14 protein-coding genes and 1 tRNA gene are annotated in these 22,030 nt (G+C 71.6%); all 15 read left to right on the plus strand.

Annotation, left to right across the window (positions count from 1 at the left end; all coding sequences use genetic code 11):
* Positions 1-121 precede the first annotated feature (121 nt).
* The 15 genes from FRADC12_RS22230 to FRADC12_RS22305 all read left to right on the plus strand — a co-directional run bounded on the left by FRADC12_RS22230 (position 122) and on the right by FRADC12_RS22305 (position 21,992).
* Positions 122-194: transfer RNA gene (locus tag FRADC12_RS22230), tRNA-Pro, on the plus strand.
* Positions 195-705: 511 nt separating this feature from the next.
* Positions 706-2,172 (plus strand): trigger factor, encoded by a 1,467-nt coding sequence (tig, locus tag FRADC12_RS22235; protein WP_045878092.1) that lies wholly within the window; start codon positions 706-708, stop codon positions 2,170-2,172.
* A gap of 339 nt (positions 2,173-2,511) precedes the next feature.
* Positions 2,512-3,159, plus strand: coding sequence for an ATP-dependent Clp protease proteolytic subunit (locus FRADC12_RS22240; RefSeq protein ID WP_045878093.1), 648 nt, complete (start codon positions 2,512-2,514; stop codon positions 3,157-3,159).
* A 61-nt stretch (positions 3,160-3,220) separates the two neighbouring features.
* Positions 3,221-3,853, plus strand: coding sequence for an ATP-dependent Clp protease proteolytic subunit (locus FRADC12_RS22245; RefSeq protein ID WP_045880034.1), 633 nt, complete (start codon positions 3,221-3,223; stop codon positions 3,851-3,853).
* 294 nt (positions 3,854-4,147) lie between these two features.
* Positions 4,148-5,440: an ATP-dependent Clp protease ATP-binding subunit ClpX gene (gene clpX, locus FRADC12_RS22250; protein WP_045878094.1), complete on the plus strand. Its 1,293-nt coding sequence runs from the start codon at positions 4,148-4,150 to the stop codon at positions 5,438-5,440.
* Positions 5,441-6,163: 723 nt separating this feature from the next.
* Positions 6,164-7,546 (plus strand): bifunctional folylpolyglutamate synthase/dihydrofolate synthase, encoded by a 1,383-nt coding sequence (locus tag FRADC12_RS22260; protein WP_084011106.1) that lies wholly within the window; start codon positions 6,164-6,166, stop codon positions 7,544-7,546.
* Positions 7,547-7,740: 194 nt separating this feature from the next.
* Complete coding sequence (ndk, locus tag FRADC12_RS22265; RefSeq protein ID WP_013423125.1) at positions 7,741-8,157, plus strand: nucleoside-diphosphate kinase; 417 nt, start codon at positions 7,741-7,743, stop codon at positions 8,155-8,157.
* 714 nt (positions 8,158-8,871) lie between these two features.
* Complete coding sequence (locus FRADC12_RS22270) at positions 8,872-9,903, plus strand: rod shape-determining protein (RefSeq protein ID WP_045880036.1); 1,032 nt, start codon at positions 8,872-8,874, stop codon at positions 9,901-9,903.
* A 317-nt stretch (positions 9,904-10,220) separates the two neighbouring features.
* Positions 10,221-11,255 carry a rod shape-determining protein MreC gene (gene mreC / locus FRADC12_RS22275; protein ID WP_045878096.1) on the plus strand — a complete coding sequence of 345 codons (1,035 nt, stop codon included), beginning with the start codon at positions 10,221-10,223 and terminating at the stop codon, positions 11,253-11,255.
* Between the two features lie 4 nt (positions 11,256-11,259).
* Entirely contained in the window at positions 11,260-11,808 is a 549-nt protein-coding gene (mreD, locus tag FRADC12_RS22280) for a rod shape-determining protein MreD (RefSeq protein ID WP_084011107.1), read from the plus strand.
* Positions 11,805-14,114, plus strand: a complete 2,310-nt coding sequence (gene mrdA, locus FRADC12_RS22285; protein ID WP_045878097.1) for a penicillin-binding protein 2 — start codon at positions 11,805-11,807, stop codon at positions 14,112-14,114. The genes mreD and mrdA overlap by 4 nt, the downstream gene beginning before the upstream one ends.
* A gap of 97 nt (positions 14,115-14,211) precedes the next feature.
* Positions 14,212-15,444: a rod shape-determining protein RodA gene (gene rodA, locus FRADC12_RS22290; RefSeq protein ID WP_045878098.1), complete on the plus strand. Its 1,233-nt coding sequence runs from the start codon at positions 14,212-14,214 to the stop codon at positions 15,442-15,444.
* A 44-nt stretch (positions 15,445-15,488) separates the two neighbouring features.
* Complete coding sequence (locus tag FRADC12_RS22295; protein WP_045878099.1) at positions 15,489-17,459, plus strand: TIGR03960 family B12-binding radical SAM protein; 1,971 nt, start codon at positions 15,489-15,491, stop codon at positions 17,457-17,459.
* Positions 17,440-18,183 carry a TIGR03936 family radical SAM-associated protein gene (locus FRADC12_RS22300; RefSeq protein WP_045878100.1) on the plus strand — a complete coding sequence of 248 codons (744 nt, stop codon included), beginning with the start codon at positions 17,440-17,442 and terminating at the stop codon, positions 18,181-18,183. The genes FRADC12_RS22295 and FRADC12_RS22300 overlap by 20 nt, the downstream gene beginning before the upstream one ends.
* A 233-nt stretch (positions 18,184-18,416) precedes the next feature.
* Entirely contained in the window at positions 18,417-21,992 is a 3,576-nt protein-coding gene (locus FRADC12_RS22305; protein WP_052711089.1) for an Rne/Rng family ribonuclease, read from the plus strand.
* Positions 21,993-22,030 lie beyond the last annotated feature (38 nt).

Here is a 22,030-nt window from a genome sequence, read left to right on the forward strand (position 1 = left end):
GTAGGACTGAAGCTGCGTTGATGGTCATGCCTGGGCGTGTGTGAGGGCATCGGCCGGTGGTTTGCCAGGCCCGGGCCGCGATCGAGGGCGCGCCAGCCCGTAGGATGAGGGCGCAACGCCTCGGGGCGTAGCGTAGTGGCTAGCGCGCCTGCTTTGGGTGCAGGAGATCGGGAGTTCGAGTCTCCCCGCCCCGACGTGCTGGCTCATCGTGTTTGCCGCACTTTGTGCGGCTGCCCGGGGGCCGCGATATTGCTCCGGGGGGCGACCCCCGGACCCCCGGTGTCGAGCTTCGCTCGACCGGGGGGTTGAGGTTGCTTCGCTTCTCGGTGTTGGCTTGCTCGGCGGGGGTGGTGGGGTGGCCTCTGGCCCGCTGGTGTCGAGTTCGCTCGACCGGGGGGTTGAGGTTGCTTCGCTTCTCGGTGTTGGCTTGCTCGGCGGGGGTGGTGGGGTGGCCTCTGGCCCGCTGGTGTCGAGTTCGCTCGACCGGGGGGTCGAGGTGCCTTCGCTTCTCGGTGTCGGGCTTGCTCGGCTGGGATGCCGGAGTGGCCTCGGCCCGCTGGTGTCGAGCTTGGCTTGACCGAGGGGCTGTCCGGGGTTGCCGTTTGCTGCACCTTCCCGGGGGGCCGTGAAGCGGTCCGGGGTCACCGCGTGGCGGTAATCTCGGCGCGTCCCCCGTCCGACGTCGTACCAGGAGACATCCGCGCCGTGAAGGCCACCAAGGAGACACTCAGCCCGACCAGGGTCAAACTCACCGTCGAGGTGCCCTTCGACGACCTGAAGCCCTCCCTGGACGCCACCTACAAGAAGCTGTCCCGGCAGATTCGGGTGTCCGGGTTCCGCCCGGGCAAGGTGCCGCCGAGGATTCTGGACCAGCGCCTCGGGCGCTCGACCATTCTCGACGAGGCCCTGCAGGAGGCGCTGCCCCAGTTCTACTCGGAGGCGGTCGAGGCCGAGGACGTCGACGTGCTGTCGCGGCCGGAGGTGGACATCACCGAGTTCGCCGAGGGCAGCCCGATCGTGTTCACCGCCGAGGTGGACGTCCGCCCGCGGCTCGCGCTGCCGGAGGCGGCCAGCATCAGGATCACGGTCGACAAGGCCGAGGTCACCGACGAGCAGATCGAGACCCAGCTCGGCTCGATGCGCGAGCGGTTCGCCGTGCTCACCCCGGTCGAGCGGCCGGTCGCCTCCGGCGACTACGTGTCCCTCGACCTGTCGGCCACGGTCGACGGCGAGCCCGTGGAGGACGCCACCGCGACCGGGATGTCCTACGAGGTCGGCAGCGGCAACCTGATCGAGGGCATCGACGAGGCGCTCGTCGGCGCGAGCGAGGGCGACAGCCGCACGTTCGACACCGAGCTGCTCGCCGGCGACCGGCAGGGCCAGACCGCGCAGGTCACCGCGGTCGTCCGCGGCGTCAAGGAGAAGGAGCTCCCGGCGCTCGACGACGACTTCGCGACGACCGCCAGCGAGTTCGACACCCTCGACGAGCTGAAGGCAGACCTGCGGGCGCGCCTGGAGCAGAATCGCAAGTTCGAGCAGGTCAACCAGGCCAGGGAGAAGCTGCTGGAGCAGCTGATCGAGTCCGTCGACGTCCCGGTCCCGGACTCGGTGCTGGCCTCGGAGATCGAGGCCCGGGAGCACCGCCTCGGCCACGACCTGGAGCGTTACGGCGTCGGCCGCGAGACCTACCTGAAGACCCTTGGGCAGGAGCCCGAGGAGTTCGACGTGCAGGTCCGCGACTCGGCCACGAAGGCGATCAAGTCGCAGTTCATCCTCGACACCGTGGTGCGCACCGAGTCGGTCGGGATCGACCAGGGCGACCTGATGGAGCAGATAGTCATGCTCGCGCAGCGTTCCGGCGTCGCGCCCGAGATGTACGCCCAGCAGCTCGCCGGGGGCAACGGTGCCGGGCTGACCGCGCTGATGGCGGACATCATGCGCAACAAGGCGCTGCTGCACCTGCTGCGCCAGGCCACCGTCGTGGACGACGACGACAACGCGGTGACCCTGGAGCTGCCCGAGCGTCCGGATCCGGCGGACCTCGAGGGCTTCGAGGGCGAGGTCCACGATCACGACCACGAGGGTCACGACCACGAGGGTCACGACCACGAGGGTCACGACCACGAGGGTCACGACCACGAGGGTCACGACCACGAGGGTCACGACCACTAGGGCGTGATCCCGGCTCCTGGGCTCGCCCGGATGTCCTGCGCTGCCGAGTTCGACCCGGCAGGACTATCGGCCCCCGCGGCATCCCCGCGGGGGCCGAACTGTTGGGGAGCCTCAGGCCATGGCCTCGGGCCGTGTGCGGAGGATCGCGCGGCCCTCTGCCCAGCGCGAACATCGAGCCGGATGGGCCGGAACTGGCTCGGGTCACAGATAGTGTCGAGCCGGTCAAGCTGTCGTCGCTCCTGGGCACGGTCCCGGCACGCAACCGTCGTTGGGGGCGTCCCGCGGGTACGGAAGCCAGGTCGGTGAAGCCAGCAGGTCAGTGAAGCCGAGGAGTCGAACGTGAGTGAGTTCGCAGTGCCGGGCCTGGCCGCGCCGGGTGGCCCCAGCCTCCGGTCGGCGGGCCAGAGCGGCCCGGGTTTCGACGAGCAGGTCTACAACCGGCTCCTGCGGGAGCGGATCATCTTCCTCGGTACCGTCGTCGAGGACAGCATCGCCAACGCGATCTGCGCGCAGCTGCTGCTGCTGAACGCCGAGGACCCGAACCGGGACATCTGGCTGTACATCAACTCGCCGGGTGGCTCGGTCAGCGCCGGCATGGCGATCTACGACACGATGCAGTTCGTCGAGAACGACGTCGCGACCGTCTCGCTGGGCCTGGCGGCGTCGATGGGCCAGTTCCTGCTGTGCGCCGGAGCCGCCGGTAAGCGGTACTCGTTGCCGCACGCGCGGATCATGATGCACCAGCCGTCTGGCGGCATCGGCGGCACCGCGTCCGACATCGCGATCCAGGCCGAGCAGATGCTCTACACCAAGCGGATGATGCAGGAGCGGATCGCTTTCCACACCGGTCAGCCGATCGACCAGATCGAGCGGGACTCCGACCGTGACCGTTGGTTCACCGCCGAGGAGGCGAAGGACTACGGCTTCGTTGACCACGTCGTCCAGCGGGTGCGCCAGGTGCCCGGCGGCACCCCGTCCGGCCTCTGACCGCGCCGGCGCTTCCACCCCCGTCGGCTCCGTACGACCGCTCCTTCCGGAGGGCATGATCATGTCCGTTCACCAGCAGACCGGCCGCTATGTGCTGCCGAACATCATCGAGAAGACGTCCCGTGGCGAGTACGGCATGGACCCGTACTCGAAGCTCCTCAAGGAGCGGATCGTCTTCCTCGGCGTCCAGATCGACGACGTCTCGGCCAACGACGTCATGGCGCAGCTGCTGTTCCTCGAGTCCGAGGACCCGGACCGCGACATCTCGATCTACATCAACTCGCCTGGCGGGTCGTTCACGTCGCTTACCGCGATCTACGACACGATGCAGTTCGTCCGCCCGGACATCCAGACCATCTGCATGGGCCAGGCGGCGTCCGCCGCGGCCGTGCTGCTGGCCGCCGGGACGCCGGGCAAGCGGTTCGCGCTGCAGAACAGCCGCATCCTGATCCACCAGCCGTCCGGCTCCGGTGAGGGCCAGTCGAGCGACATCGAGATCCAGGCGCGTGAGATCCTCCGGATGCGTTCGCTGTTGGAGAAAATGCTCGCGGACCACACCGGGAAGTCCGAAGAGGACATCCGCCGCGACATCGAGCGGGACAAGATTCTCTCTGCCGATGAGGCCAAGGAGTACGGCCTGATCGACGAGGTGATCAAGACGCGTAAGTCGTCTCGCCTGTCGGCCGCTCGCTGACAGGACAGACGACCGTAGGCTGACCCGTATGAGCCGCGCGATAGGGCTCTCACTGGGCGGCCGGGCGGGGTACCGTCCCCCGAAGGGGCGGTACGAGGCAGGACAGGCCAGGCACGGGAGGGCGACCTCCCGGCCCCGCCTGGTGGCGCCCGAGCTGGAGCGTCGGCCCTGGGGCCGGCCGCGGTGGGCGCCTGGCAAGGCCAGTGACAGTCTCGGCACGCGACGACCGGGCGGTGCGAGCCGCCCCCGACTTGCAGGCGACCCCATCGTCTGGACGAAGGGACTGAGTCCTCGGTGGCACGCATCGGTGATGGCGGCGACCTGCTGAAGTGTTCGTTCTGTGGGAAGTCGCAGAAGCAGGTGAAAAAGCTCATCGCCGGTCCCGGCGTGTACATCTGCGACGAGTGCATTGATCTCTGCAACGAGATCATTGAGGAGGAGCTCTCCGAGAGCTCCGAGCTCAAATGGGACGAGCTGCCCAAGCCCCGGGAGATCTACGAGTTCCTGGACGGCTACGTGGTCGGCCAGGAGACCGCGAAGAAGACCCTGTCGGTCGCGGTCTACAACCATTACAAGCGGATTCAGGCGGGCGGCTCGGCCCAGGGCGACAGCGCCAAAGCCGAGGTGGAGCTGGCGAAGAGCAACATCCTGCTGCTCGGGCCGACCGGCTGCGGCAAGACCCTGCTCGCGCAGACCCTCGCCCGGATGCTCAACGTCCCGTTCGCGATCGCCGACGCCACGGCGCTGACCGAGGCCGGCTACGTCGGCGAGGACGTCGAGAACATCCTGCTCAAGCTGATCCAGGCGGCCGACTACGACGTCAAGAAGGCCGAAACCGGGATCATCTACATCGACGAGGTCGACAAGATCGCCCGGAAGTCGGAGAACCCCAGCATCACCAGGGATGTCTCCGGTGAGGGCGTCCAGCAGGCGCTGCTGAAGATCCTGGAGGGGACGACCGCGAGCGTGCCGCCGCAGGGCGGCCGCAAGCACCCGCACCAGGAGTTCATCCAGATCGACACGACGAACGTGCTGTTCATCGTGGGTGGCGCGTTCGCCGGGCTCGACCGGATCATCGAGTCGCGGATCGGGAAGAAGTCGCTCGGCTTCCGCGCCGTGCTGCACGGCAAGGACGATCCGGACGCGGCCGACGTGTTCGGGGACGTCATGCCCGAAGACCTGCTCAAGTACGGCATGATCCCCGAGTTCATCGGCCGGCTCCCGGTCCTCACCAGTGTGCAGAACCTTGACCGGGAGGCGCTGATCCGCATCCTGACCGAGCCGAAGAACGCGCTGGTCCGGCAGTACAAGCGGCTGTTCGAGCTGGACAACGTCGACCTCGACTTCACCTCCGACGCCCTCGAGGCGATCGCCGACCAGGCGATCCTGCGCGGCACCGGCGCGCGCGGCCTGCGCGCGATCATGGAGGAGGTGCTGATGTCGGTCATGTACGACATCCCGAGCCGCAAGGACGTCGCCCGCGTCGTCGTCACGCGCGAGGTCGTCCTGGAGCACGTCAATCCCACGTTGGTGCCCCGCGACATCACCGCCGCCAAGCGCAGCACCCGCCAGGAGAAGTCTGCGTAAGGCGTCGCGGCCCGAACGGGCGCAGAGCGCCCGCGGGCCGCGACGCCGGGTCGGGCGCTGGGCGCCCTCCCCAACGCGGTTCTGTGTCAGGGGAGAGGCCCGCGGCGGAGGCTGGTCCAGGGTCGGGATCTGTGTTGGGTTCCGCTCGGGCGGTCGACCGGTCACGGCGCTGCGTGCCTTCCGTTAGCTTCCCGAGGGTCCCGGCTGTGACGGTCTTCTGATCAGGGGGATGACCCCCTGGAACCCCCAATGCCGGGGGACTCCGTCCCCCGGCACCCCCCTGGTCGCTCGCGCTTCGTCCGTCTGGTCCAGCGCGGACGCGACGGTGGCTAGCTGGGCGCGTCAGTGTCTGGTCGGCGTCGGGCGAGGACTGATGATCGCGACTTTGGCCCCTGGTGGTTGTTAGTTGGGCTTTGTCGCGACCGCGGGAGGCCGAAACGGGCCGGAACGGGTTGTCGGGGCTCGCGACGTCGACGCAGTCGTCCGGCGCCGGCAGCGCCGGGGCGCTGGTGACTCATACCTCGTGGTCGGGTTCGGCCGGAGAACGACGACCATCAGGTATGCCTCGCCGGCGTCGATGCCGGCGCGTGCGCTGCTCAGGCGCGCTGCCCGGCTCGTGTGGCCCGGCCCGGCCCGGCTCGGCTCCGCCCGGCTCGCGCCGCACGGCATGCTGTGCCGCTCGCGGCGGGCGGTGGCTGGTCGGCCGGCGGATAATCTTCGGGAGTGACGGACAACGGGCAAGACGGCGGGCGGCCGGCGGACGCTGAGTCGGCCGGCGAGGCACTGGCGGCCGGCGCTGAGCTGGCGCGGGTCGAGAAGGCGCTGGCCGGACGTTTCCCGCACAAGATGATCCCGGACCTGGAGCGGATCCGCGACCTGGTCGACCTGCTGGGCCACCCGGAGCGGACCTTCCCGGTGGTGCACCTGACTGGGACCAATGGCAAGACCTCGACCGCCCGCATGATCGACTCGCTGCTCCGGGCTTTCGGCCTGCGCCCCGGCCGCTACACGTCGCCGCATCTGGAGAGCGTCACCGAGCGGATCAGCATCGACGGCCGGCCGGTGAGCGCGGAGGTGTTCGCCCGCGCCTATGACGACGTCGCCCCCTATGTGGAGCTCGTCGACGGGCGGCATGCCGAGCGGGTCACCTTCTTCGAGCTGCTGACCGCGATGTCCTTCTCGGCGTTCGCGGACGCACCCGTCGACGTCGGCGTGATCGAGGTGGGGCTGGGCGGGACCTGGGACGCGACCAACGTCGTCGACAGCCTCGTCCAGGTCGTGACGCCGATCTCGCTGGACCACCGCGAGCTCGGCTCGACCGTGGAGGAGATCGCGACGGAGAAGGCGGGCATCCTGCGGCCCGGCGCGATCGCCGTGCTCGGCCAGCAGCCGCTCGGGGCCGCCCGGGTGCTCGCCGCCAGGGCCGAGGAGCTCGGCACGACCCTGGTCCGGGAGGGCTTGGAGTTCGGCGTGGCCCGCCGGAAGGTCGCCGTCGGCGGGCAGATGCTGACGTTTCGCGGGCTAGGCGGCGACTACGACGAGATCTTCCTCCCGCTGCACGGTGAGCACCAGGCCCACAACGCGGCCTGCGCGCTCGCCGCCGTCGAGGCGTTCCTGGGCGGCGGGTCGAACCTGCTGGACCTTGAGGTGCTCCGGTCCGGGTTCGCTTCCACGTCCTCGCCGGGACGGCTGGAGGTGGTCCGCCACTCGCCGACGATCGTGCTCGACGGCGCGCACAACGTCGCCGGCGTGCAGGCGCTGGTCGCGGCCTTGGGCGACGCCTTCCAGTTCGAGACGCTGGTCGGCGTCGTCGGGGTGCTCGCGGACAAGGACGCCCACGCGATGCTCAGCGTGCTGGAACCGGCGTTCGACTCGATCGTCCTGACGCAGAGCTCGTCCCCTCGGGCGCGTTCGGCCGACGAGCTGGGGGCGGTCGCGGTCGAGGTCTTCGGCGCCGACCGGGTCGAGGTCGCGCCCCGGCTGGACGACGCGATCGACGCGGCGGTGCGGCTGGTCGAGGAGGACACGGAGCTCGGCGGCGGCGGCGTGGTCGTCACGGGCTCGCTCACCACCGTCGGCGAGGCCCGCCACCTGCTGGCTCGCTGACGGCCGCCGGCAGATCGGCGCTTGGCGCGGACAGGGTAAGTTGGCGCCAAGCACATGTGGGTTATGTCGACCCTGTGCGGGCGGGCGGCCGTCGTCGCCTGCGCGCCGAGACGACCAGGTGCCGAGAACGGCTAGCTGCCGGGAACGGCACCTGCCACCCCTGACACCGTCCAAGACACGAACAAAGGAGTCCAGTGTCCGCTGAGCGCACCCTCGTCCTGGTCAAGCCCGACGGCGTCAGCCGCGGCCTTGTCGGGGAGGTCATCAGCCGGCTCGAGCGCAAGGGCCTGACCCTGGTCGCCGCCGAGCTGCGCACGCTGGAGAAGGCGACCGCCGAGACCCACTACGGCGAGCACGCCAGCAAGCCGTTCTTCGGCGAGCTGGTCGAGTTCATCACCTCCGGCCCGCTGGTCGCGCTGGTCGTCGAGGGCCCGCGCGCGATCGAGGGCACCCGCGGCCTGATGGGCGTCACCGATCCGGTGAAGGCGGTGCCCGGCTCGATCCGCGGCGACTACGCGCTGGAGATCGGCCAGAACCTGGTCCACGGCTCGGACTCGCCCGAGTCGGCCGCCCGCGAGATCGACCTGTTCTTCCCCGGCCTGAAGGGCTGACCGAGCCCCGGCTGCCTGACGCCCGCCCGGACTCTCCGGGCGGGCGTTTCACATTCCGGGGGTGAGCGGGCGGGCGCGTCGGCGTGGCTGCTGGCGCCGCCGGCCGGACGGTTCGACGGGGTACGCGCGTCCTGCTGGCCGGGGTGGTTGGTGAGGTGTGCCGCGCGGGCAGGTCCGGTCCCGGTCTGGACCTGGATGCGAGCCGCGGGTGGCGCCGGGCGGGATGTACCGTCGGCACCCTGGGTGACACGGTCCCGGCGGGCCGGCGGGCTGTCGGTGGGGCGGTCTAGGCTTTCGCTGTCACCGCGCAGCGGGCCGGTCATCCCGGTCACCCGAACTACCCAGAGGCTCGAACTACCCAGAGGCTCGAACGACCGGTCACCCGAACATCCCGGTCACTCCGACAGCTCGGTCAACGGACCACAAGGTCCGGCAATGCCGGGCCATCGAGAGAACCGGGCAATCGGGTTACCGACACGCCGGTGGTGGAAACTCGGTCCTGTCCCCGCACGTTGCTCGTGAAACCCTGCAATCCGCTAGTCCTCGCGATTCCGTCGCGCCGGGCGTACCCGGTGTGGATCGCGGCCCGTGAACACCCCTGAGCCTGAAGAACCCTGATCGTGTTCGAGGTCGGGGGCCAGCTCGGGCGGGCCCGGCATGCCCGGACCCGGCCTACGGCACCCAGACCGCATCTCCGGGAAGGTCGGCCCGACGATGTCCAGTTCCCTGTCCTTCCTCGGCCGTGACATGGCGGTCGATCTCGGCACCGCCAACACGCTCGTGTACGTGCGCGGCCGAGGCATCGTGCTCAACGAGCCGAGTGTCGTGGCGATCAACACCACCACCACGGGCATCCTCGCCGTCGGGACCGACGCCAAGCGCATGATCGGCAGGACGCCGGGCAACGTCGTCGCGGTCCGCCCGCTCAAGGACGGCGTGATCGCCGACTTCGAGACGACCGAGCGGATGCTGCGCTACTTCATCCAGAAGGTGCACCGGCGCCGGCACTTCGCCAAGCCCCGGCTGGTGGTCTGCGTGCCGAGCGGCATCACCGGCGTCGAGCAGCGCGCCGTGAAGGACGCCGGCTACGAGGCCGGGGCCCGGCGCGTCTACATCATCGAGGAACCGATGGCGGCGGCCATCGGCGCTGGCCTGCCCGTGCACGAGCCGACCGGCAACATGGTCGTCGACATCGGCGGTGGCACGACCGAGGTCGCGGTGATCTCGCTCGGCGGCATCGTGACCAGCCAGTCGATCCGGATCGCAGGCGACGAGCTGGACACGGCGATCATCTCCTACGTCAAGAAGGAGTACTCGCTGATGCTCGGCGAGCGCACCTCCGAGGAGATCAAGATGGCGATCGGCTCGGCGTACAAGCTGCCCGACGAGCCGAGCGCGGAGATCCGCGGCCGGGACCTCGTGACCGGGCTGCCGAAGACGATCGTCGTGACGGCCGAGGAGATCCGCAAGGCCGTCGAGGAGCCGGTCAACTCCATCATCGACGCGGTCAAGGTGACTCTCGACCGCTGCCCGCCGGAGCTCGCCGGCGACGTCATGGACCGCGGCATCGTGCTCACCGGCGGTGGCGCGCTGCTGCGCGGCCTGGACGAACGGCTGCGCAACGAGACCGGCATGCCGATCCACATCGCGGACAATCCGCTGCACTCGGTAGCCATGGGCTCGGGCAAATGCGTCGAGGAATTCGAGGCTCTCCAGCAGGTGCTCATCTCTGAGCCCCGGCGTTAGTAGCTCGGGAGCTGGGTTCGCCGCGCCGCCGTTGGGCCCGAACGGATTTCGTGGGCATTTCGGCGCCGACCGGACAACGGTTCGCCGAAATCCGCCGGGATCGGGAACGCTCGCGCGGTGTGGTTCGTCCGTGCCGGCGAACGCCTGTCGTGACCGCTGCGTGCCTTCCGCAGGAAAAGCGCGCCGGGGCCAGGGCGGCGGCGATTCGTCTGGGGGGCGATGACAGAGCTGGGCGCCGTGGCTTCGGTGGTGGCGAAGCAGCCGCGGGTAGGGCGACGTCCCGGCAGGGCGTCGGGTGAGGGGAGTGAGGGGTCGTCGTGGGTCGTGACCTCAGGCGTTCCCGGTTGGTCGTCGCGGTGCTGCTCGTCCTCACCTTCCTGCTGATCACGATCGACTACCGGACCGGGGAGAGCAGCGGCGGGCCGCGCGGGTTCCTGCATGGCGTCGTCGGCGGGATCGAGGGCGGCGTGACGGCGGTGACGCGCCCGGTCGGGCGGACCCTGTCGTCGCTGGCGCACCCGAACCGCTACCACGACCGCGCGGACCGGCTGGAGCAGCAGAACGCCGCGCTGCGCCGCCAGCTCGCCGACCGGGGCGCGGTCACCCAGCTGGCCGGACAGCTCTCGGCGCTGCGGCTGCTCGCCGACAAGGGGCAGTACACGATCGTGCCCGCCCGGGTGGTCGCGATCGGCGACGTCAGCGGCACCGACTGGACCGTGACCGTCAACGCAGGCAAGGCTGACGGCCTGGCCGTGGACAAGATCGTCGTCAATGCCAACGGCCTGGTCGGCACGGTCGTCTCGATGACCGACCACACCGCGGTCGTCCGGCTTTTCTGCGACCCGCGCAGCCGGATCGGCGCCCGGCTGGAGGGCACCCAGCTGCTCGGGGCCGTCGCCGGCGGCTCCGGCCCGGACAAGCTCGTCTTCACGCTCTACGACGCCTCCTACCAGGTGAAGCCGGGCCAGCGGCTGGTCACGTTCGGCAGCCTGGACTACGTCGCCGGGGTGCCGGTCGGCGAGGTCACCAAGGTGACCCAGGTCAGCGGCCTGACGCGCACGGCCGAGGTCAGGCCGTTCGTCTCGGTCGGCTCCCTCGACCTCGTCGGCATCGTGGTCGGCAAGCCGGCGACGGACCCCGGCGACCGGGTGCTGCCGCCGCGCGCGGTCCCGGCCTCCACGGCTCCCGCGCCGCAGGCCGCCGCCCCGCCCGGCGCCGCCGCGGCCCCCGACCCGTCCGCCCCGAACCCGTCCGCCCCGAACCCGTCCGCCCCGAACCCGTCCGCCCCGAACCCGTCCGCCCCGAACCCGTCCGTCCCCAGCGCGGCCGGCACGCCGGCCGGGGCGCGGTGACGCCGTGACCGTCCAGCTGTGGGAGCCGGAGAGCGACGCGGACGCGATTCACGCGCCGACCTTCGCGGTGGTCATGTTCGTGCTGCTGGTGGCCGTGATCGCCCAGGTCAGCGTGGTCATGCGGCTGTCGCTGCCGGGCGGGGGCCCGGACCTGGTGCTGATGCTGCTCGCCACTGCCGCGCTCGTGCTCGGCCCGGTCAACGGCGCCCTCCTCGGCTTCCTGACCGGTCTGTTCGGCGACCTGCTGTCCACCCATGTGCTGGGCCAGACAACGCTGGTGTTCCTGTTGGTGGGGTATCTCGTCGGCCTGGTCGCCGACGCTACCGAGCGGTCCGCCGTGGTCGCGCTGGCCGCGGTCTCCGGCGCCGTGGCCGTCGGTACCCTCGCGGACGTCGCGGTGGCCGCGCTGCTCGGCGCCGACGGGCTCGCCAGCCCCGGCCACACCCTCGTGCGGGCGCTGGTGACGGCGCTGTACGCCGCGTTGCTCACTCCGTTCCTGTTCCCGGCGTTCACCGCTGGGTTGCGCAGGATCAGGCGGGTGAGGCGCCCGTGAACGACGGGGTCCGGCTGCGCCTGGTGATCCTGCGGGTTCTCGCCGTCTCGCTGCTGGTGACGCTGGGCGCCCGGCTGTGGGTGCTGCAGGTGCTCGACGGCGCGCACTACCGGCGGGTCGCCGAGGACAACCGGGTCCGCGAGGTGGTGACGCCCGCGCCCCGCGGGATGATCCTCGACGACCAGGGCGCGGCCCTGGTCCGCAACCGCACCTCGCTGGTCATCTCGGTGAACCGCTCGACCACCGACCGCCAGCGGGACGGCGGCCAGGCGGTGTTCGAGCAGCTGTCCTCGGTCATCGGCATGTCCGTCGCCGACATCGAGAAGAAGATCCGGTTCTGCGGGCCGAAGGTGCCGCAGCCATGCTGGACCGGCTCGCCCTACCAGCCGGTCCCGATCGCGAAGGACGCCAGCCCCCAGCAGGCGCTCGCGATCATCGAGCACCCCGACCGCTTCCCGGGCATCACCGCCGACCTGGAGGCGGTCCGCGAGTACCCGTACGGCCCGCTCGCGGCACACGAGCTCGGCTACCTGGCTCCGGTGAGCCAGAGCCAGCTCGACCAGCAGACCGCGCAGCTGAAGAAGGAGGGCAAACCCAGCTCGGACGGGACCTACCACCTCAACAGCCTGGTCGGGGTCGCCGGCCTCGAGTCGGTCTACGACACGGCCCTGCGTGGTGTCGACGGCGTCCAGGACCTGGAGGTCGACCGGTTCGGCCGGGTCTCCGGCACCGCCTCGAACAAGGCGCCGGTCGCGGGCGACAACCTGGTCCTCAACCTTGACCAGGGCGTCCAGACGGCGGCCGAGCAGGCGCTGCGGGCCACGCTGGACAAGCTGCCGGGCGACGACAAGGCCCGGACGGCCTCGGCGGTAGTGCTCAACGTCAAGACCGGCGGCGTGATCGCCCTGGCGAGCCTGCCGTCCTACGACCCGTCGGTGTTCGTCGGGGGCATCTCCCAGCAGGACTACCAGTCGCTGTCCGACCCGGCGAACGGCATCCCGCTGCTGTCCCGGGCCTACCAGGGCACCGGCCCGGCCGGGTCGACATTCAAGATCGTCTCGACCGCCACGGCGATGGGCCTGCTGGGTGCCAAGCCGGACCAGAAGTTCCCCTGCTCGCCGACGCTGCAGATCGGCAGCCAGACCTTCCACAACTTCGAGGGCGAGTCCGCCGGGCCGATCACGTTGCACCAGGCGCTGGTGATCTCCTGTGACGTGATCTTCGATCAGTTCGCCTACGACGAGTGGCTGCGCGACGGCGGCCTTCGCAACGGCAAAGGCCCCTATCCGCCGGCCGCCGAGAACTTCGTCAAGATGGCCAGGGAGATGGGCTTCGGGTCGAAGTCCGGCATCGACCTGCCTGGGGAGAGCGCCGGCGCCGTTGTCGGCCGCGCGCAGGCCCGGCAGATCTGGAGCGAGCTGAAGGACTCCTACTGCCGCCGGGCCAAGGACGGCTACCCCGAGGAGAAGGACCCGGCGACGGCCAAGCGCTACCAGCAGTACGCCGCCGAGGCCTGCGTCGACGGCTACCTGTACAACGCCGGCGCGGCTGCCCAGTTCGCCATCGGGCAGGGCCAGTACCTCTCGGTGAGCCCGTTGCAGCTGGCCGTCGCATACGCCTCGGTCGCCAACGGGGGGACCGTCTACGAGCCGCAGCTGGCCAAGGCGATCGTCGCGCCGGACGGCACGGTCGTGAAGCGGTTCGCCCCGGTGGTCAAGGACAAGGTCGCGGTGCCGCCGGAGGTGCTCGGCTACATCCGCGAGGCTCTGCACGGGGTCACCACGGAACCCGGCGGTACCGGCACCGGGGTGTTCGCCGACTGGCCGAACAACATCATCCCGATCGGCGGGAAGACCGGCACGGCCGAGGTCGAGGGACACCAGGACACCTCGTGGTTCGCCTCGTTCGCCCCGGTGAACGACCCGCAGTACGTCATTGTCGTCTCCATTCCCGACTCCGGCCAGGGCGCCATGTACGCGGCCCCGGTCGTGAAGTCGATCTATCAGGCTATCTTCGGGGTCGGCCGGCCGGCGGCGCTGCCGGGCGGGCTGCCGCCTGCTGGCCTGCCGTCGATGGTCCCCGACACCGGGGCGACGTCGGCGCCGCAGGCGGCCGGCCCGGCTGGGACGGTCGGGCCGGTGGCCGCCGGGGTCGCACCGGCCGCCGCGGCGCCCGCCGCTGGGGGCGTGGCGTTGCCGGCCGCCTTGCGCGCGGCGCCCGCGGCCGCCACCGGAGCGCTGGCCGCGGGGGGAACCGCGTCCGCGCCTGGCGGCCCGCGAGCGCCACCGTCCGCCGGCGCCGGGTAGCCGGCGCGCTGGACCGGCCGCGGCGGCTGCCGGGCAGGGGAGCCGAGTGCGTCACACCGGTTTGGATGGTTCGCTCGGGCGGAACGGAGGAACGGCCGTGGACGAGCTGGGATCGACGGCGCTGCGGTCGTCCCCGGTCGCGCTCCGGGGCAAGATCGGCCAGCTGCGCGACCGCGCGTCCGGCCGGCATTCGCCGGTGCGCCGGCTGGACTGGCTGCTCGTGGCCGCCGTGCTGGTGCTCGCGGTCATCGGTTCGCTGCTGGTCTGGTCGGCGACCAGCGAGCGGCTCACCGTGGCCGGCGGCGACCCGAGGTCGTTCCTCAAGCGTGACCTGCTGAACCTCGCGATCGGCCTGGTGCTCGCCACCGGGGCGATGCTGCTCGACTACCGGCTGCTGCGGGCCTACGCGCCGTTCGTCTACCTGGGGTCACTCGTCGGGCTGGTCGCCGTGCTCGTCGTCGGCAGCACGATCAACGGCGCGCACTCCTGGATCGTGCTGCCCGGCGGGTTCGAGCTCCAGCCGTCCGAGTTCGCCAAGGTCGCGCTGATCGTCGGCATCGCGATGATCCTCGGCGAGAAGCGCGACAGCCGGGACGGGGTGCGCGCCGCCCGCCCGGGCGACGTCGACGTCATCGTCGTGCTCGGCCTCGCGCTGGTACCGGTCGGCCTGATCATGCTCCAGCCCGACTTCGGCACCGTGATGGTGCTGGTCTTCGTGATCCTCGGGATGCTCGCCGTCGCCGGTGCCCCCCGCCGCTGGGTGCTGGGCCTGTTCGTCGGCGGGGTGCTGCTCGGCGCGGCGATCATCGGCTTCCACCTGCTCAAGCCGTACCAGGAGGCACGCCTCACGTCGTTCGTCTCGGCCACCGCGGCGACGAGCTCGACCACCGGCTACAACGTGGACCAGGCCAAGACCGCGATCGCCAACGGCGGCTTCTTCGGCCGCGGCCTGTTCCATGGGCAGCAGACCCAGGGCCAGTTCGTCCCCGAGCAGCAGACCGACTTCGTCTTCACGGTCGCCGGCGAGGAGCTCGGCTTCGTCGGGGCCGGCGGGCTGCTGCTCGCACTGGGCGTGGTGCTGTGGCGGGCGCTGTCGATCGCCCGGGACTCCGACGACACGTTCGGCGCCCTGATCGGCACCGGGGTCGTGTGCTGGTTCTCCTTCCAGACCTTCATCAACATCGGGATGACATTGGGGATCATGCCCGTGACCGGCCTGCCGCTGCCGTTCGTCTCCTACGGCGGTTCGTCGATGTTCGCCCAGATGTTGGCCATGGGTCTGCTGCAGAACGTGCGGCTTCGCTCCCGTACCGACCCCTATGCCCTGTGAGCGCGGCGATCGTGGGGTGCCGGCGGCCCGGCTAAGCTGGTCCCATGTCTGGACAGTCGCTGTTCCCGCGTCTGGAGCCGCTGCTGCCCAGGGTGCGCAAGCCCGTGCAGTACGTCGGTGGCGAAGGGAACTCCACGGTCAAGGCCTGGGAGTCGGCCACCGTCCGCTGGGCGCTGATGTACCCGGACGCCTACGAGGTCGGCCTGCCCAACCAGGGCATCCAGATCCTCTACGAGATCCTCAACGAGCAGCCGGACGTGCTGGCCGAGCGGACCTACGCCGTGCTGCCCGATCTGGAGGCGTTGCTGCGCGAGCACGCGGTCCCGCAGTTCACCGTGGACGCGCACCGCCCGGTCGGTGAGTTCGACATCCTCGGCGTCAGCTTCAGCACCGAGCTCGGCTATACCAACCTGCTGACGGCCCTCGACCTGGCCGGTATCCCCCTGCTGGCCGCCGAGCGGACCGACGCGCACCCGTTGGTGATCGCCGGCGGGCATGCCGCCTTCAACCCCGAGCCGATCTCCGACTTCCTCGACGCGGCCGTGCTCGGCGACGGGGAGCAGGCCGCCCTGGACATCACCGACGTCGTCCGCGCGTTCAAGGCGGCCGGAGCGCCGGGCGGGCGCACCGAGCTGCTGGCCCGGCTGGCCCGGCGCCGGCTGGTCTACGTCCCGGCGTTCTTCGAGGTCAGCTACGGCTCCGACGGGGCGGTCGCCGCCGTCACGCCGAACCGGGGCGACGTGCCCGCCCGGCCGGCCAAGCACACGCTCGGTGACCTGGACTCGTGGCCGTACCCGAAGGCCCCGCTGGTGCCGCTCGCGGAGACCGTGCATGAGCGGATGAGCGTCGAGATCTTCCGGGGCTGCACCCGGGGCTGCCGGTTCTGCCAGGCCGGGATGATCACTCGGCCGGTGCGGGAGCGCTCGATCGAGACCATCGGCGCGATGATCGACAACGGGCTGACAGCGACGGGCTTCTCCGAGGTCGGCCTGCTCTCGCTGTCCAGCGCCGACCACAGCGAGATCGGCGAGATCGCCAAGCAGCTCGGCGACCGCTATGAGGGGACCCAGACCTCGCTGTCGCTGCCGTCCACCCGGGTGGACGCCTTCAACGTCACCCTGGCCAACGAGTTCTCCCGCAACGGCCGTCGCAGTGGGCTCACGTTCGCGCCAGAGGGCGGCTCGGAGCGTCTTCGCAAGGTCATCAACAAGATGGTCAGCGAGGAGGACCTGATCCGCACCGTCAGCACCGCGTACGCGCAGGGCTGGCGGCAGGTGAAGCTCTACTTCATGTGCGGGCTGCCGACGGAGACCGACGAGGACATCCTCGGCATCGCGGAGCTCGCCCGGGAGGTGATCCGCGCCGGCCGCAAGGCCAGCGGCCAGCGCGACATCCGCGCGACGGTGTCGATCGGCGGCTTCGTGCCCAAGCCGCACACCCCGTTCCAGTGGGCCGGGCAGGCCTCCTGGGAGGTCACCGACCATCGGCTGAAGCTGCTGCGCGACACGGTCCGGGCCGACCGGGAGATCGCCCGGGCCGTCGGGTTCCGCTACCACGACGGGCGGCCGGGCATCATCGAGGGCCTGCTTGCCCGCGGTGACCGGCGGGTCGGCCGGGTGATCGAACGGGTCTGGCGCGAGGGCGGCCGGTTCGACGGCTGGAGCGAGCACTTCTCGTTCGAGCGCTGGGCGCGGGCCGCCGAGGCCGAGCTGGAGCCGCTCGGCGTCTCGCTGGACTGGTACACCACCCGGGAGCGCCCGGAGCGCGAGGTGCTCCCGTGGGACCATCTCGACGCCGGGCTGGACCGCGACTGGCTCTGGTCGGACTGGCAGGACGCGCTGCGCGCCTCCGAGCTCGACGACTGCCGGTGGACCCCTTGCTACGACTGCGGGGTCTGCCCAACGATGGGCTCCCAGATCGAGATCGGTCCGACCCGCCGCAAGCTGCTGCCGATCTCCCCGGTCGCGCCGCTGCCGGAACGGAAGGTCGAGGCCAGTGCCGGCTCGGCGTCCTGACGGCCCACCGCCGCCTCCCGCGGTGGTCCGGCTGCGCCTGCGGTTCACCAAGCGTGGCCGGGCGCGGTTCCTCTCCCAGCTGGACATCGCCAGGACCTTCGAGCGGGGTCTGCGCCGGGCCCGGGTGCCGATGGCCTACTCGGCCGGCTTCAACCCACACCCAAAGGTGTCGTGGTGCGGTGGCACCCAGACCGGGATCGCCAGCGAGGCCGAGTACGTTGAGCTGGCGCTGACCACGGACGTCGACCTGGAGGCGCTGCGGGTCGCCCTGGACGCGGCGCTGCCGCCTGGTCTGGACGTCACGGCCTGCGCCGTCGCCGCAGGTGGGGCGCTCGCCAGCCGGATCGAGGCGTCTCGGTGGCGGATCCGCTTTCCGGGCCTGCCCCTGGCCGATCTCGCGGCCGCCGTGACGGCGCTGCTGGCCCGGGAGCGGCTCGAGGTCGAGCGCACCACCAAGGACGGCCGCCGGACCATCGACGTGCGGGGGGCGGTGATCTGCGCCGTTTGCCGTGCGGACAGCCACGACTGTGCGATACTGGAGATGGTTGTGCGGCACACGACGCCCGCTGTACGACCAGACGACGTGTTGACCGCCCTCGGCGTGGTCGCCGTTCCACCGCTGACGTTTCCGGTTCCGCCGGAGCCAACCAGGCTCGAGCAGGGACTGATCCGGGCGGACGGAACGCTGGCCGACCCGCTGCTGGCGGCCCTTGCTGAAAGCTGACCTCCGGTCAGCCTCGGCGGGCCGTGATGTCTGCCTGGGGGTAAGCGAACCTCTGGGCCCCCCGAAGGGGGCGCGGACTACAGCGATCAGGGCCGGTTGTCGCGTCGACTCACGGCTTGATGCAGGGCGTCGCAGGATTACGGCGGGCTCACCCGCCGGACGAGACAGCGGCTTCTGTGCGGTCGCGACTGCCAACTGGCGGCGCGCCCGGGAGCCCGGAGGCTTTATATCCCGTGCCCGACGACATTTTGACTCCCGGCGACGACAACCAGACAGCGGCAGCGGCGGAGGAATCCGCGGCGACGCCCCGGCGCCGCCGCGCGGCGGGCCGGCCGGCCGGCCCGCCGGCCCAGCTGTCCCCTGACGTCGCGATCATGGCCGTCCCAGCTGTGACCGATGAGGCGGACGAGGATCAGGCGGTCGCCTCGGCGGCGCCGGACCCGGCGTCCACCGAGATCACGGCCACCGAGATCACATCCTCGCAGGACGGGTCCGACGAGACCTCGCCCGCCGAGGACGCGATCGGCGAGGACGAGCTGGACCAGCCCGCTGAGCCGGCCGAGACCGGAGCCGATCAGCCGGCGGCGGTCGCGCCTGCCGCGAGCGCCCCGGCCGCCGAGCCGGAGCGCAGGCCCCGCGCCCGTCGCGCCGTGCGTGCGGTCCTCACCCCGGTTGTCCCGCTGGAGCCAGCCGAGGCCACCGCCGTGCCGGTTGACGGCGCCGACCTGCCAGCCGCCCCGCAACCGGGCGCGACCGACGTGGCTAGCGAGCCAGCCGAGCCGGCTGCGCCGCCCGCCCGACGGCGTGCCCGCGCCGCCCGCCGCGGCTCCTCGGCCCCCCCGGAGACTCCCGAGACTCCGGCGGCCTCAGAGCCCCAGGACACCGCGGAGACTGCGACCTCGGACGGCGTGCCGACCGAGACGACCGCCGAGGCAGCCGCGGCGCCAGCCGACGTCGAGAGCGCGCCGCCGGCCGAGGCCGAGCCGTCCGCTGCCCCGAGGACGCGGCGCCGCCGAGCCCGCGCCGCCGAGCCGGTCCCCGTGGCCGAGCCAGCCGAGGCCGACGAGGACGCGGGCTCCGCCGAGCCGGCGGCACAGGCGGACGAACCAGCCGCCGAGCCCGCCGCGGCGGCGTCCATTAGGCGTTCGCGGTCCGCGGCGCCGCAGTGGAGCGCCCAGGCTCAGCCGTTCCTGACCGGGTTCGACGCCGAGCCGGCTGTCCCCCGGGTGACCCGTCGGCCGATCACGGCCGTGACCTTCCAGGCCCCCGACCTGGCTGCCCGCGAGCCGGCCGCCCCGCGTGGGCGCGACCGCGAGGCCGAGCGGCGTCCCGGCCGGCCGGCGCGCGAGGCCGAGGCCGAGGAGACCGAGGAGCCGACCTCCGCCGCCCCGGTGGAGGAGGAGACCGCCGACGTCGAGGAGACCGAGGCCGCCGCTGGCGCGGACGCGTCGCTGGACGACGCGGACCTGGCTGGCACCAGGCGCCGCCGCCGCGGCCGGCGTGGCCGCGGGCGGGCCCGCGGGGAGGACGAGCTCGACGGCGCGGAGACCGCGGACACCCCCGAGGCCGCCTCTGCCGACACCGACGAGGCTGAGCAGGCCGACGAAGAGGGCGACGAGCAGCTCGCGCTCGACGCGGAGGACGAGGACGAGGAAGAGGACGACCGCGCCGGTTCCCGCCGTCGCCGTCGCCGCCGCCGCCGCGCCACGACGGGCGAGGATGCCACCGGTGCGCCGGACGACCCGCCGAACACCGTCGTGCACGTCCGCGAGACCCGTCGCGACGACGACCTGGTCCGTGGGGTCAGCGGCTCCACCCGGCTGGAGGCCAAGCGGCAGCGCCGCAGGGAGGGCCGTGACAGCGGCCGGCGGCGCCCGCCGATCGTCACCGAGGCTGAGTTCCTGGCCCGCCGCGAGTCGGTCGAGCGCCGGATGCTGGTCCGCCACGCCGGTGACCGCACCCAGATCGCGGTGCTGGAGGACGGCGTCCTCGTCGAGCACTTCGTCACCCGGGCCAGCTCCGCGTCCTACGCGGGCAACGTCTACCTCGGCCGGGTCCAGAACGTGCTGGCCAGCATGGAGGCGGCGTTCGTCGACATCGGCAAGGGCCGCAACGCGGTCCTCTACGCCGGCGAGGTCAACTACGACGCGTCCGGCCTGGAGGGCAGGCCTCGCAAGATCGAGCAGGTGCTCAAGCCGGGCCAGTCGGTGCTCGTCCAGGTCTCCAAGGACCCGATCGGGCACAAGGGCGCGCGGCTGACCAGCCAGATCAGCCTGCCAGGCCGTTACCTGGTCTACGTGCCGGACGGCCAGAACGCCGGGATCAGCCGCAAGCTGCCGGACGTCGAGCGCGCCCGGCTCAAGAGCATCCTGAAGAAGATCACCCCTGAGGACGGCGGGGTGATCGTGCGGACCGCGGCCGAGGGTGCGAGCGAGCAGGAGCTCGAGCGCGACATCGAACGCCTCGCCGCCCAGTGGGAGGACATCTCCCGCAAGGCGCAGAAGGCGTCCGCGCCGGCGCTGCTCTACGGCGAGCCGGACCTCGTCGTCCGGGTGATCCGGGACATCTTCAACGAGGACTTCACCGAGCTGCTCGTGCAGGGCTCGGGCGAGGCCGAGACGATCGAGGGCTACGTCGACCTGGTCGCTCCGGACCTGCGCGACCGGGTCCGCCGGCACGTCGGTACGACCGACCTGTTCACCGAGTACCGCGTCGACGAGCAGCTCGCGAAGGCGCTGGACCGCAAGGTGTGGCTGCCCTCGGGCGGCTCGCTGGTGATCGACCGGACCGAGGCGATGACAGTCGTCGACGTCAACACCGGCAAGTTCACCGGCAAGGGCGGCAACCTCGAGGAGACCGTCACCAAGAACAACCTCGAGGCGGCCGAGGAGATCGTCCGTCAGCTGAGGCTGCGCGACATCGGCGGCATCATCGTCATCGACTTCATCGACATGGTCCTGGAGAGCAACCGGGAGCTGGTGCTGCGCCGGCTCACCGAGTGCCTCGGCCGGGACCGGACCCGCCACCAGGTCGCCGAGGTCACCAGCCTCGGGCTCGTCCAGATGACCCGCAAGCGGGTCGGCCAGGGCCTGCTGGAGGCCTACAGCGAGCCATGCGCGCACTGCAACGGGCGCGGGGTGCTCATCCACCTGGACGGCCACCATGCCCAGCCGCCGGTGCCGCCGATTCCGGCACCGCCGCCGCGGCGCGCCGGCCGGCGCGGGTCGGCCCTGGCGTCGACGGCGGAGCTGGACGAGCCGGTCGTCGGCGAGCCCGACGGTCTCGACGAGCGGCCCGCCTCCGATGACGAGAGCACGGGCGACCGCGACGGTGGGCGCGCCACTACGGAGACCGGCGAGGCCGGGACGGCCCGAGAGGGCCGGCGGACCCGCCGGGCCCGCCGGGCCGCGAGCGCCGTGATCGCCGTTCCCGAGATCAGCAGCGTGGACGTGACCGGGCCGGACGGCGCGTTGGCGCCAGCTGGCCAGGCCGCGGCGCCCGACGCCCATGCCACTGGCTGGCCTGGCGGGCTCGCCGGGGCCGGGCAGCTCGGGGCGCGGGCCGGTGAGCCCGGTGGTGTCGGTTGGCCGGTCGGCAACGGGTCGGCGGCGGACAGCCACCACAACGGAGCCGGGAACGGCGCGAGCGCCGAGGAGGCTGGGCCGACGGTGTTCGCGAACTCCGCCGACCCGGACAGTGCCGCGGTGGGTTCGGAGCCGGGCGGTGGCCGTGGCCGCCGGCCGCGCCGGGCCTCCCGCCCGGCCGCGAAGCCGGCTGAGTCGGTCGAGGCGAGCGCCTCCGCCGAGTAGCGGCTACCCGCGGCCGCCGGAGTACCGATGCCTTGGGC

The sequence above is a fragment of the Pseudofrankia sp. DC12 genome (assembly GCF_000966285.1).
GTDB lineage: Bacteria > Actinomycetota > Actinomycetes > Frankiales > Frankiaceae > Pseudofrankia.